General features: G+C 49.5%; 11 protein-coding genes and 1 pseudogene. 3 read left to right on the top strand and 9 right to left on the bottom strand.

Annotation, left to right across the window (positions count from 1 at the left end):
• Positions 1 to 29: 29 nt before the first annotated feature.
• The 3 genes from SD70_RS12630 to SD70_RS33260 all read right to left on the bottom strand — a co-directional run bounded on the left by SD70_RS12630 (position 30) and on the right by SD70_RS33260 (position 3,013).
• Positions 30 to 995, bottom strand: coding sequence for a metal ABC transporter solute-binding protein, Zn/Mn family (locus SD70_RS12630; protein ID WP_052487358.1), 966 nt, complete (start codon positions 993 to 995; stop codon positions 30 to 32).
• Between the two features lie 373 nt (positions 996 to 1,368).
• A complete protein-coding gene (locus SD70_RS12625; protein WP_052487357.1) occupies positions 1,369 to 1,800 on the bottom strand; it encodes a hypothetical protein in 432 nt (143 codons plus the stop codon).
• A 220-nt stretch (positions 1,801 to 2,020) separates the two neighbouring features.
• The gene (locus tag SD70_RS33260) at positions 2,021 to 3,013 is read right to left on the bottom strand and encodes a HupE/UreJ family protein (protein ID WP_052487356.1); all 993 of its coding nucleotides are present in this window, start codon (positions 3,011 to 3,013) and stop codon (positions 2,021 to 2,023) included.
• A 245-nt stretch (positions 3,014 to 3,258) separates the two neighbouring features.
• On the opposite strand from SD70_RS33260, the gene SD70_RS12615 reads away from it, so the two are divergent.
• Positions 3,259 to 4,425, top strand: a complete 1,167-nt coding sequence (locus SD70_RS12615; RefSeq protein ID WP_052487355.1) for a murein hydrolase activator EnvC family protein — start codon at positions 3,259 to 3,261, stop codon at positions 4,423 to 4,425.
• A gap of 12 nt (positions 4,426 to 4,437) precedes the next feature.
• Here the strand turns inward: SD70_RS12615 and SD70_RS33255 are convergent, their stop codons facing one another.
• The gene (locus SD70_RS33255; RefSeq protein WP_052487354.1) at positions 4,438 to 5,817 is read right to left on the bottom strand and encodes an N-acetylmuramoyl-L-alanine amidase; all 1,380 of its coding nucleotides are present in this window, start codon (positions 5,815 to 5,817) and stop codon (positions 4,438 to 4,440) included.
• 494 nt (positions 5,818 to 6,311) lie between these two features.
• On the opposite strand from SD70_RS33255, the pseudogene xerS reads away from it, so the two are divergent.
• Positions 6,312 to 7,315, top strand: a pseudogene (xerS, locus tag SD70_RS12605) (tyrosine recombinase XerS).
• 127 nt (positions 7,316 to 7,442) lie between these two features.
• Here xerS and SD70_RS12600 read toward each other — a convergent pair.
• Positions 7,443 to 8,573, bottom strand: coding sequence for a glycoside hydrolase family 88 protein (locus SD70_RS12600; protein WP_041047917.1), 1,131 nt, complete (start codon positions 8,571 to 8,573; stop codon positions 7,443 to 7,445).
• A gap of 123 nt (positions 8,574 to 8,696) precedes the next feature.
• Between SD70_RS12600 and SD70_RS33250 the strand changes: the two genes are divergently transcribed.
• Complete coding sequence (locus SD70_RS33250; protein ID WP_052487353.1) at positions 8,697 to 9,575, top strand: AraC family transcriptional regulator; 879 nt, start codon at positions 8,697 to 8,699, stop codon at positions 9,573 to 9,575.
• Between the two features lie 24 nt (positions 9,576 to 9,599).
• Here the strand turns inward: SD70_RS33250 and SD70_RS12590 are convergent, their stop codons facing one another.
• The 4 genes from SD70_RS12590 to SD70_RS12575 all read right to left on the bottom strand — a co-directional run bounded on the left by SD70_RS12590 (position 9,600) and on the right by SD70_RS12575 (position 11,924).
• Positions 9,600 to 9,866 (bottom strand): GIY-YIG nuclease family protein, encoded by a 267-nt coding sequence (locus SD70_RS12590; RefSeq protein WP_041047916.1) that lies wholly within the window; start codon positions 9,864 to 9,866, stop codon positions 9,600 to 9,602.
• An 83-nt stretch (positions 9,867 to 9,949) separates the two neighbouring features.
• The gene (locus tag SD70_RS12585; protein ID WP_041047915.1) at positions 9,950 to 10,252 is read right to left on the bottom strand and encodes a putative quinol monooxygenase; all 303 of its coding nucleotides are present in this window, start codon (positions 10,250 to 10,252) and stop codon (positions 9,950 to 9,952) included.
• A gap of 87 nt (positions 10,253 to 10,339) precedes the next feature.
• Positions 10,340 to 10,924 carry a YdeI/OmpD-associated family protein gene (locus SD70_RS12580; protein ID WP_041047914.1) on the bottom strand — a complete coding sequence of 195 codons (585 nt, stop codon included), beginning with the start codon at positions 10,922 to 10,924 and terminating at the stop codon, positions 10,340 to 10,342.
• Positions 10,925 to 11,054: 130 nt separating this feature from the next.
• Complete coding sequence (locus SD70_RS12575) at positions 11,055 to 11,924, bottom strand: sugar phosphate isomerase/epimerase family protein (RefSeq protein WP_041047913.1); 870 nt, start codon at positions 11,922 to 11,924, stop codon at positions 11,055 to 11,057.
• Positions 11,925 to 11,935: the final 11 nt, after the last annotated feature.

Here is an 11,935-nt window from a genome sequence, read left to right as displayed (position 1 = left end):
TCCGATAACGAATATTCGGTTGGACGATCTTATTTGGAGCCAATTGCTTTCTGAAGTTCTGACAGCTGATCAGTCATCCACTGTACATAGTTTTTGCCCTGCGGCTCTGTTTCCGTAACATGAATGATTGGAATTTGATTGGAAGAAGCAAGATCCACCATCGTTTTCACAGTCGGGCTGTCCGCTTGAGTATTTTGCACGAAGAGCTTCACTTTCTTTCCTTTCAAAGCATCTTGCAGCCCTGCAACATCGCCAGGAGCCGGATCGCTTTCTTCTTCAATAGCTTTGGCAAACTTCGGATCGACGATATTCAAGTTAAGTGCTGCGGCCATATAATCAAAGACGGGCTCGGAAACAGCGATATCCGTAGGAGAAGGCTGCTTTAGTTTGTTTACTAAGTCCGTTAGCGGTGTCAAGCTTGTTTTATAATCTTGTGCACGTTTCTTAAAGGCGTCCGCTTGTGCGGCATCAATTGTGCCCAGCTGCTCGGCAAGCGCATCCGCCAGTTTCGGCATGGATTCTGGGATGTACCAGATATGCGGATTGTCGCCATCCTTTTTGCCAAGCAGTCCTTCGCCTATGTTAATTACTTTTTTGGAAGCGGAGCTCGCCTTGACGAGTTTGTCCATCCATTCATCGTAGCCAATGCCTACATACACAACGACTTGAGCGTCATTTACCGCCTTCGAGGTATCTGCAGTGGGCTCAAAGTCATGCGGGTCCGCATCAGGATTCGTTATCACGGAGGTAACCTCTACACGGTCTCCGCCAACAGCTGTCGCTACCTCGCCTAGGAAATTTTCAGCAGCAACGATTTTAATTTTCCCTGCAGGTGCACTTGCCGGATTGTTTGATTTCGTTTCCGCAGGTTTGCTGGCTGCATCATTTGGTTTTGTTCCCGTTGAGCCGCAGCCCGACAATAGAAGTGCAGTAGAAATTGCTGCAGTAGCACATGTTAGAGTAATTTTGGCATTAATGTTAGACCTGATTATCATTTCGGATCTCCCTCCAAATAATTGCTTGCATTTCTTTATGTATTTGTTATTTAGTAATTATTACGAACATGATAATAGTAAACTTTATGATTAAAACAGTCAAGTAGTAATTTTTATTATTAAGGAATAGATGGACGTACACGCTAAGCTAGTTGTGAGATAAAGATGTATTTGAGAAATAGGTATGGAGCGTTCAGAACGGTAAGCCGTTAGTTCCGTTAACTGATCCCATAGATTCAAAATAAATGGGTCAACTGGAGAGGCTAAGGGGGAATAAGAAAAACTGGTCAACGCCGGAACTCTGCATGTGACATGTCAGAGGCGGATTCGGAGAGTAAAACTCGGACTGGCTAGTCCGATACGAGGATACGATTTATTCAACACTTCGTCCTCTGTAGCTTTTCTTCCACATGCCTATCGAGATCCACAAACAGCCAACTGCAACCAATAACCCATGAGCCACTCGGATCGGCTGAGTTCCCACAAACTGGGGAATGTACAACAGAAAACCTAGACCGAACGGAATGCCGCTCCATTTTGGCATGAAGCGAGATTTCCATATTGCATAGGCAATCATGATTGAGCCAACTGCAGTCAACAGCAACCCGAACAGGATAAAACCAATGCCAGGGCCGAAACGAACTTCATTTGCCAGACTGACCAAGGCGGCATTATGCTGCTCGACAGCTTCCTTACCAATCGCATGCAGGCCAAAAACTTCTGCCCCATAAAAGGGCAATTTCGGTACTGGAAAGTCCGTCACCGGTTGCCGTCCATACTCGCTGGTAATTTTGACGATTGACAAATACAACCACTTGTAGTCTGAAGGAACCGGAAGATATCTTACGCCAATATGCGCTGAATTATCCAGATAAGAGCTGTTGCGACCGCGAACAAATTCAAAATCTTAAATGTTTTAGGATACCATCGACTTTGATGCCAATACCACAAAATGGGGAAGGCAAGGGCAACCAGCGCTAGTTGGGTTATCTCAATCCCCAGATTAAAGCTCAGTAACGAAACCGCTATCTGACTTGGGGGGAGGTGCATCTCCATGAGAAGATCGGCAAAGCCCATTCCGTGAATAAGGCCAAAAAAGAATGTGAGCGACCAACGATACTTTGCATTTTTCGAAAAAATAAATTTTCAAGCGCAACGTACATGATGCTGACCGCGATCATCGTTTCAACAAATTTGGAAGGCAAATGGATGATGCCAAGAACGGTAAGTGCCAAGGTCAAACTGTGAGCAATGGTAAAGGAAGTAATGATTTTAGTATACTCTCTAATTTTCATCTTTAACAAAATGAGAGTAAGCAGAAATAATAAATGATCCAAACCGGTCAAGATGTGATTGGATCCAAGCTTCAGAAATCGAAGCCAATCGACATTTGCATGTGCAGGTGTTGCAGAATTGTTCGAAGAAGACGCTTGTGCCGGCGTGTTGTACGTATAACTCCACATATTTTGAAATAATACTGTCGTTACTTCCAAGTGCCCGTCATTAAGGATATTGAGAAAATTTCCGTATTGAGCAGGAATGGAATCATGAAAGTGATCTGTAATCGTTATCGATTCACCTGGAGGAATCTTATCGAGATTTATCTTGGCCGTAACTATTTTGACATCGGGTATGCTATGAACGTCATAACCTTTGTCATCCCAAAACTTAAAGTCGTTCTTGAACGGGAGTTCGTCATCCAATGAAAGCTGAACTCCAAGCAAGCTTACTTTTTGCCCATTAATTTGAACCTCGAGATTCTGATCTATCCATTTTGCTATCTTAGCCTGACTCTCAGCAAGTTCGTTCGCATCTAACTTATAGTCGCCATTTAGATCGATTCCATCCAAACACTCGATTATGGACAAGTCATCAATAGCAAACTGGACCGAGGTTTGAGAGGATGATATATCAATTTTAGTATAGGCCACGCTATAAGAATGTGCAGACACCGGGGAGCAAATAAGTAAACTTGTTAAAAGAAACAGTGGTAGTAAATACCATTTTTTAAACAACATAAAACCTCCTGAACAAGAAAAAACAAGTTTCGGGAATGATTGTCGAAGCATCACCATTTATTTTAGTAGGTGTAATTGTATGATTGCAAATTCCAAAATAATATGAAGAGAGGTGGCGGATAGAAACGCAAGAGATAAATGACAATTTGTTGAAATCAGCGTGACAACAAGGGAATTTGCTTCTTATTGTCGAAAAGAGAGGGGGAGAAGCGGAATAGTAGAATTGGAAGGATGCACTTTTATTCATGACTCGAAATAAACTTATTTCTACTATAATTGCAATCAGCTTGGTATTACCGGCTGCCTTGGAAGCGAATACGGCGAATGGCGCAGTGAGCCAACAGCTACAACAAGTTATCGATCAGAAGGAAAAAGTGAAGAAACAGCAAGCTCAGACCTCGCAGCAGCTCTCATCCGTCAAACAAGAAAAAGCGGCTACCCAGCAGGAAGCAGATCAGCTGCAACAAAAGCTCGAAGCTACTTCAGCTCAGCTCACAGCACTGGAAACGAACTTATCGCATCTTGATGACGATTTGAGCAAGTCGAAGGAACAACTGACGGAAGCTGACAAGCGCATCACATCCCGCTCTGGGCAGCTAAAGCAGATGATCGAGTCTATGTATGTGAATGGGCCGCAATCCTATTTAGAAGTGTTGATGGGCTCCACGACCTTCAATGATTTCCTGGATCGAGTTCAAGATTTAGTCTTGCTGGCTGGGAAACAGAAGGAGCTGCTCGCTGCTAACATCCGTGACAAGCAGCAAATTGAGCAAGTCGAGGCACAGCAAGAAAAGGATCAAGAACAACAAAAGGCTCTAGTCACGCAGGAACAGAATTTGAAACAGCAGCTGGCTGCGCAAGAAGTTCAGAAGACGGTTGAATTAGCAACTTTGAATTCGCAGGAGCAGGTTTTAGCCGAACAAAGCGCTGAGCAAGAGAAAGAACTGATGCAGTTTGCCGCCCAGGAATCGAAATTGATTGAAGAGAGCAAGAAGGTGACACTGACTTATCAAGGCGGCAAGCTGGCGTGGCCTTTCAGCCGCAATTATCCGATTACCTCACCGTTTGGGTATCGCTCAGATCCATTTACCGGAGAAAGAGCTTTCCATGACGGGACCGATATCGGCGCACCGAAGGGAACCGATATTCTGGCTGCAGAGGATGGCATTGTTTCGGTTGCCCAGTGGTACGGCGGGTATGGAAATTGCGTGATCATTGATCACGGTCACGGCATCATGACACTTTACGGCCATATGCTGAACGACTCAATGGTAGTTAAGAAAGGCGATACAGTGAAACGCGGACAAAAGATCGGTGAAGTCGGCATGACCGGAAGAGCGACCGGGTACCATCTTCATTTTGGTGTGTATTTGAATTATGATGCAGTCGATCCAATGAAATATCTCAAATAAACGGGAAATAGACTAAGCATGTAAGTAAGAAAAAATCCCCTGATAAATGCCGGCGGCTAATTTCTCATGATAGGACGGAAGCAGGCTGGCATTCAGTTCGCTCGGATTTGACAAGAAGCAGCCTTCGATAAGAACAGCGGGACGTGTGTTATGCTTCAGCACGTACAGCTGTTCTTTTTCGATTTGCTCGTTTTGTTGCCCTTGCTTGCTGCTTAATTGCCCGGTAGTTGCCGTTTCAATTTTTTCCGCCAATTGCTTTGAGTTGGGGGATTCGTAATATGTGATCGTGCCCGATACGCTCGGGTCTTGCTGATACATATTTTGGTGGATGCTGACAAATACATCGGCTTTGTTGTCATTCGATATTTGGACTCGTTGCGCAAGTGACACGGTTTGGTCGTTGCTCGTTCGAGTCATGATCACGTTCGCTCCGGCGCTCTTGAGCTTATTGGCGAGTACTTGGGCGGCGGCTAAATTGATGTCGCGTTCGTATACAGGCTTACCTGAGGCGATCGCCCCGGGATCGCTGCCGCCATGACCGGGATCGACGACGATTGTTTTTCCTTCCAGCGGTAACTTTTGTTTCAGCTTAGCAGCTGAGGATAGAGCTTGAACATCTTGACTCCATGCTTCTATAGCAGGTTGTTCGCCATAGGTCCATATAGCCTGACTTGTCGGTACCCATAGCGGTTTGCCGTCTTTTTGTTCCGCGACCTCGATCCATTTTCCGCTGACCATCTTCGGTATAAAGGAAGCTGTAGCCTTGAGCCGATAGGCTTGATCGAAGCTTTCGTCCGGTCCCAAGTAAACCGAAGTGTTCTTGTTTACTTTCAATAATTGCGTGTCCGCGGCAGGTACTGAGATCGTTGTCGCTTCACTTTTACGAATCCAGCCTCGCTGATCGGTATTGAGACCTACCTCAATCCAGTCCCCCGTTTGCTGGAGCACGGGCAGCGCTTCGTTTGCGGTAACGATTAATAGATCAGGTTTGCTCGGATCGGGTTCGGTTCGAATCTCTGTAGTTCCTTTCATCCGGACCCAGTTGACTGTTCCAGAATCTTTCGTCGCTGGTGCCTCCGTCTGGGCAGAGGTAGCGGACGGCTGAAGGGAACCCGCCACTTGGTCTGAATTTGGCAATATGGACCGGTTTTGAATAGAAGTAGTTTGGGGAGTTGGATTTGTAATTTGATCCTCCGTTGATGTAGTTACGGATGCAGAGGAGGGAAGAGAATGATTATGAATTGGGAGCATGTGAAGGATCATCGCCATAAGCAGAACGAATACAACTCTGTTGAGCTGCGAGAGGAGGAACACTCCGATTCCTCCGCGTTCCTCTTGCTTCATTTGCCGTGCAGATGCGCGTCGATTCATTCTGTCCACCTTCTTCATCATATCTAGCAATCTCTAAATTAACATATGATAGAATAGGACCGGTTAGAACCGCGGTTGGCTGCTATTAGTAGACATGAGAGATTCGGTGGCAATCCAGCTCAAGGTATGCCGTCTGCTGGGCAGCTTCCGATTCGCTCAATAATAAGCGTATGGATCTTTAGGCTGATCTATTTTTCATTTGAACTGAGCGCCGGGATCCAGATTGGAGGGAAGTTCGTCCAGAAGCACGACGGCTTTGGAAAACTTTGGATGTACGATTTTCAACGTACAAACAATTCTGGATGTCAGAGGTAACGGAGAGAGCTCGCAACATTATTACGTAAAATATAAATTTGACGAAATATAACATATCGCTTATACTGGTCCTAACCAATCCTGGCCAATCTATCCAATTTCTCATTCGATTTAAGTTAGGAGTTTTTGCCGTGGACAAACAAAGCAAACAACGTTATTTCGAACGAATTGAAGACAAAGTTCGCGAACTGCCTTGGTATGTGATTGAATTTATCGATAAGCGCAAACGCAAGCTTTCGCATACGACGCTATTGAATTATTGCCACGACTTTATTATTTTTTTTGATTGGCTCGTTGCCGAAAACCTCTCCGCCGGCTCCAAGTCCGATGTTGCGTTGGAAACGCTCGAAAAACTTACCACGCAAGAAATTGAAAGCTTTCTCGCCTTCCTCGAATTTAAGCTCGGCAACTCCAAGTTGACGATCAACCGCAAATTGTCGGCGCTGAAGTCGCTATTCGATTATTTGCAAAACAAAGCCGAAACCAAAGATTTACAGCCGTATATACATCGCAACGTGATGGCCAAAATCGAACTTAACGCCGTTAAGGAAGATCAGGAAACCGTTGCCAATCGCATCGGCGGCAAAATTTTGCGGGAAGACGAGTTCGAGCAGTTCCGCCAATTCGTGGCGTACGACTACGGCCAGCGGTACAAGGATAATAAAAAACTGTACCAATTTCATCTCCATAACCGGGAACGGGACGCGGCCATCGTCTCCCTCATTCTCGGTTCCGGACTTCGGTTGTCTGAAGTGGCCGGCTGCAACATCGAGGACCTCGACTTGAAGAAAAGTTTTGTCCGGGTTATCCGCAAAGGCAATAAAGAACAGTACGTGTACTTCAGCGAACAAGCGCTGCGCGATCTGCAACAATATTTGCTCATTCGCGAAGAACGTTATAAACCGGACAAAACGATGCCCTTCCTCTTCCTCGCCTCCCAGATGGGCCCGAGTGGGAAAAGCCGGCGCCTGACGCAGCGTTCGATAGAAAAATGGTCGAAAAATACGCGGCAGCGTACGGCAAGCCGGCGCTTACCGTCCATGCCCTGCGGCATTCGTTTGCAACCAGGTACCATCAAGAAAACAATGACGTGCCGAAACTGCGCAATCAGCTTGGCCACTCTTCGATTCAAACGACGATGATCTATACTCATTTAACCAATGAAGAAATGAGAATAGCGGTCAACAACATGGACAGAGGTTGAAATACGGATGTACAATAAAAAAGCCGAGCGCCTCCCCCAATGACACGGCACGAACGTGACCGAAGTGGCGGAGAAGCGCTCAGCAAGCGAGAATTAAGTCAGCCCAAGAACGGGCTGCGCTTAAGCTTTAGTTTCTATCGTACCAATAGCCAGGAATGCCTTTTTCCAGCCGCAGCAGCGTCTCGAGATAGAAATAGTCGCCCCAAATCACATAATCGTCAGGCGATGCGCCGCCTCGAACCGAATAAGAGCCGTGTTCCAGGAAGCCTTCCGCTCCCTCTTCGGCTTTGCCTGCATAGCGGCTCGCCAAAGAAGCCATCGAGCTGTGAACGGCCTGCAGGAAGCGGTCCCGTTCCGGGTCGGACGGGTCCATGTGCTGGGTCAGCTCCAGCATGCCGGCGGCGGCGATGGCGCTGGCCGAGCTGTCCCGCATCGTCCCGGGCTGCTGAGGAGCGTCGAAGTCCCAATATACGACTTGGTCGTCGGGCAACCGCTCGATAAAGTAACGCGCAAGCCGTTTGGACGTTTCCAAAAACTCCGGACGCTGCAATCCCCGGTAGGCCAGCGCAAACCCGTAAATGCCCCACGCCTGGCCGCGGGTCCACGTCGATCCGTCTTGGAAGCCTTGATGCGTGCCGCCGCGCAGCGCATCGCCGGTCTCTTGGTCGAAATAAAACGTATGGTACGAAGAATCGTCGCCGCGCACGAGGAAGCGCCTGCTTAGCTCCGCGTGACGCAGCGCCGCTTCCTTGTAAACGGGGTTTCCGGTGTGGGCCGACGCCCAATACAGCAGCGGCAAATTCATCAAGCAATCGATAATAATTCTGCCGCCGTTCTTCGGATCGTCCTTCCGCCCCCACGCCTGGAAAATGTTCAGCTTTTCGCGCCAGCGCAGCATCAGTACGTCGGCCGCTTTCAGCGCAAGCTGTTTAGCTTCCTCGTCGTTTTCGATAATCCACTGAGCCATTGCCGACGGCGAGTACAGAAAGCCGATGTCGTGGTGATCAAGGGCAATGAACTGCTCCAGCCGGTTGCGAAAGCTGCCGACCGTAGCGGCGGCTGCATTGCGGAACGAGGCGTCGCCGCTATATTCGTAGCTGAGCCACAGAATGCCGGACCAGAAGCCGTCGGTCCAATCGTTATTGTCGTTCAGATCATAACGCTTGTCCCCTTGGCTCACATGAGGAAACCGGCTGCCGAACCTTTCGATATTTTGCTTAGTAATTTGTAACGCCGTTTCAATCGCTTTCTCCCACATTTGCTTGTTCCTCCTCGGGTAATTGTCGCTTCATAGCCATAGTATAAGCTCCGGGGAATAACGTTCTGTTGCGGGAAAATACAGCTCTGTTGCGAATCGTGACCATTGTGGAGGGTTTGAGGAATGAACTTGATCGAACCGATCGACTTGGGCCCATCGGCCTTCACGCTCGGGTACAGGATAGAAACGATGCAGTCGCATTGGCGCATGCTCCACGCCCATCAGGGCATGGAACTGCTCTATGTGCACGAAGGTTACGGCGAAGTGATGGTCGAACAAACGGCTGTTGCCCTCGAGCCGGGGTGTCTGTTTTTGTTCCAGCCGTATCAGCTGCACAAAGTCGAAGTGCCTCCCCAGCAGACAGGAAAGCCTTATGTACGAACCGTGCTGACGTTCGATCCGCACTGCGTAGAGCCGTATTTGCAGCCCTTCCCCGTTCTGGAGTCGCTGTTCAAGACGTTGTGGAAAGGAACCGTTGCAAAACAGCGTTTCGAATTGGCGGGCGATCCGGTGGTGCCGGCGATTATGCACGATTTGTCCGCTGCCTGCAAGGACAAGCCGGAGGAGCGTGAAGAACGGCTCGGAGCCAGCCTCGTCGCCCTGCTTAACCATTTGAGCTGCAAAGGAATGCTGGAAAGCGATACCGGCAAAAACCGGTCCGATAAAATAACCCGCCACATCGAGTCCGTAATGGACTGGATCGAACGTCATTTCCGCGATGACTGCCAGCTGAACCAGCTGGCCGATGCGCTCCATTTGTCGCCTTATCACATCTCGCACATCTTCAAGGAGCATACCGGCGTCAGCTTGTCCGACTACATCGCGGCGCGGCGCATCCGCGAAGCCTGCTCGCTGCTGGCGACGACGTCCAAGCCGGTGCGCGAAATCGCGCTGGAAGTCGGCGGCTTCAGCCCGACGTATTTCGCCCACTTCTTTAAAAAGAGGAAAGGGATGACGCCGAATGAATATCGCGCCTCCCTTTCCCACATGTATCAAGCCTAATGGCTCACACAGAAACGACTTTGCCTAGACCTGAGCGTTCGCCGCGTATTGATTAGCTGTGTTTAAATACGCGGGCCTCAGGTTAAATCGATTTCGAATATCGGTGGAGCTACCTGAATAAATTGGCGAGCCTGCCGGGTGTTCGATGACGTAAAGCCCCGCCGACGTCGGCAGCATCGTGTTGTTCGAATTGCGCCAAACGAGCTGATAAATCCAGTCGTTCACTCCGTACTGTTCAGAGTGAGGCTCAAATACGTTGTTGGCGTACCAGGTGAGCGTAACGGATGGCATATCTTTCCCCTCCAATGATGGGGAAATATAGCAAAATCACATATATATTGCTCCCTGTTCGGCCATATGTCATGTCGCTCGCTTCAGAGCCCCTTGCCTCCAACCGGCCGCAGCTTGACCGGTTCCACGCCGGCAATCAACGGTCTGCAGCTCTGAATCAACGCCAATACGTACTCGTTTTTGAGCGATGCGGCATGCGCTTCGGCATCTCTCCATAGCTCCGTCACCCAAACGACGTTCGGGTCTTCTTCCGACACGTTGATGATGTACAATTCGCAGCCTTCCATAGCATCCAGCTGGTCGGCCGCTTCCAGCATCAATTGCACGAGAGCGTCCCTCTGGCCCGGATGAGCTGTTAATTTTCCATACATGGCGAATTTGTTCAAGTCCGATCCCTCTTATCTTTTAGATGTTGGCCGCTCTCATCGCTTCGTAATGTGCGACGATGCCTATGTATAACGCGTTACTCACGGTCATGGGTACAGCTTCTCGCCTTTTTCAAGCATCTCGATAAACTGCGCGATTCGTTTTACCCGCGTCTCCTGCTTTTTCGCATTGTGAATTCGGAATAGAATCGCATATTGGTTCTGTCTATTCAGTGTATCATAGAATGCCTTGGCCTTGACGTTGCGTTCCAGTTCGGCCGCGAAATCCTCGGGCATAGAGGCCGTGCTTTGCGATTCGTAAGCTTTATCCCATTGTCCGTTTCGTTTGGCGGCATCAATCGCTTGCATGCCGGGAGGCTTCATGCGTCCCTCCGCGATCAGGCGCTCCGCTTTTTCTTTGTTGATTTTCGACCAGATGCTCTTCGGCCCCCGCGGGGTAAAGCGCTGAATCCACAGCTTCTCGTCAAACGCTTCTTTTTGGCTGTCGACCCACCCGTAACATAGCGCGCTCTCCAGCGCTTCATCATAGGAAACGGACACGACGCCGGACCCTTTTTTCGCGATTTGCAGCCGTATACCAGGCGAAGTATCGTGATGGAGCTCCAGCCAGCCCTCAAGAGCTTGCTGGTCTTGAAACAGCATGATCGGCAATTCGTTAGGCTTCTTGGCCATTGTTTTGCACCTCCTGTTATACAGTATACATGGCAATTGCTGACATATACAGTCAGTCATTCGCGCCATGTACGCGAAAAAACCGGCAGCCCTAGCAATCGCGGGCATGCCGGTTTTTCACCTATATTCCTTATTTGAAATATAACGACAAATGCTGTGCCGCTTTTAAAATGCCTTCCCGCTCTTTGTCCGCCGTTCCCCAGAAGCGGTGATCCTCAAGCTCGATGCTGACGGCGCCTTCATAACCGAGACGGTCGAGCCTGACGGCGACTTTGCTCCATTCCACCGCGCCATGCCCCGGAATCGTGTAGCGCCACGAGCCTTCGGAAAACCCGTATTTCGCGCCGAACGTTGCCGGCAAAACGCCGCATTCATACAGTTCGTCGTGCAAAATTTCCGTATCTTTGCCGTGGCAATGGTTGATCCGTTCGCCGAATTCCGTCAGCGCCCGCAAATAGTCGATACCGAGCCGCACCAGGTGGGACGGATCGTAATTGAGGCCGAAATGCTTGGAAGGGATCGCTTCGAACATCGCCCGCCACATTTCCGGCGTACAGCCGATCGTCGGGTAATGCGGCGCCGGTCCCGGCCAGCCTTCGATAGCGATGTAAACGCCAACGCTCTCGGCATGCCGAACGAGCTCCGGGAACGCATCTTTCCATATAGCGAAGCTCTCCCGGCGCGGAGCGATATGGTCCTCGGGCACGAGGCACATGAACATGACCTTTGCGCCAAGCGCCGCCATATCGCTCATTTGCCGCTTCACGCTTTCCGCCGCCGCTTCCCGGCGGGCATCGTCTCTGCTAAGCAGCGCGCCGGTTTGTGACGCATCGACGGAACCGATCCCGATACTCGCCGCATCGCATATTTGCTTCACTTCCGGATCCAGCCTCGGTACGTCAAGCACGTCGAGGCCTGCCTCTTTAGCCCATGCGGCAACTTGCTCCAAACCTTCCCCGCCGATTTTCGGCGGAATGCGCATGCCGAGTTTCACGTTCATCGTGCTCTCTC

Origin of the sequence: Gordoniibacillus kamchatkensis (genome assembly GCF_000829455.1) — a bacterium.
GTDB lineage: Bacteria > Bacillota > Bacilli > Paenibacillales > NBRC-103111 > Gordoniibacillus > Gordoniibacillus kamchatkensis.
The sequence above is the reverse complement of the archived record's forward strand: the minus strand, read 5'-3'. Positions and strand labels throughout refer to the sequence as shown.

Coding starts and splice junctions, on each gene's coding strand:
- SD70_RS33255 (WP_052487354.1), bottom strand. CDS start 5,817: ATGATGAAGAAGGTGGACAGAATGAATCGACGCGCATCTGCACGGCAA.
- SD70_RS12575 (WP_041047913.1), bottom strand. CDS start 11,924: ATGAACGTGAAACTCGGCATGCGCATTCCGCCGAAAATCGGCGGGGAA.
- SD70_RS33250 (WP_052487353.1), top strand. CDS start 8,697: ATGAACTTGATCGAACCGATCGACTTGGGCCCATCGGCCTTCACGCTC.
- SD70_RS12600 (WP_041047917.1), bottom strand. CDS start 8,573: ATGTGGGAGAAAGCGATTGAAACGGCGTTACAAATTACTAAGCAAAAT.
- SD70_RS12580 (WP_041047914.1), bottom strand. CDS start 10,924: ATGGCCAAGAAGCCTAACGAATTGCCGATCATGCTGTTTCAAGACCAG.
- SD70_RS12630 (WP_052487358.1), bottom strand. CDS start 995: ATGATAATCAGGTCTAACATTAATGCCAAAATTACTCTAACATGTGCT.
- SD70_RS12590 (WP_041047916.1), bottom strand. CDS start 9,866: ATGCCATCCGTTACGCTCACCTGGTACGCCAACAACGTATTTGAGCCT.
- SD70_RS33260 (WP_052487356.1), bottom strand. CDS start 3,013: ATGTTGTTTAAAAAATGGTATTTACTACCACTGTTTCTTTTAACAAGT.
- SD70_RS12615 (WP_052487355.1), top strand. CDS start 3,259: ATGACTCGAAATAAACTTATTTCTACTATAATTGCAATCAGCTTGGTA.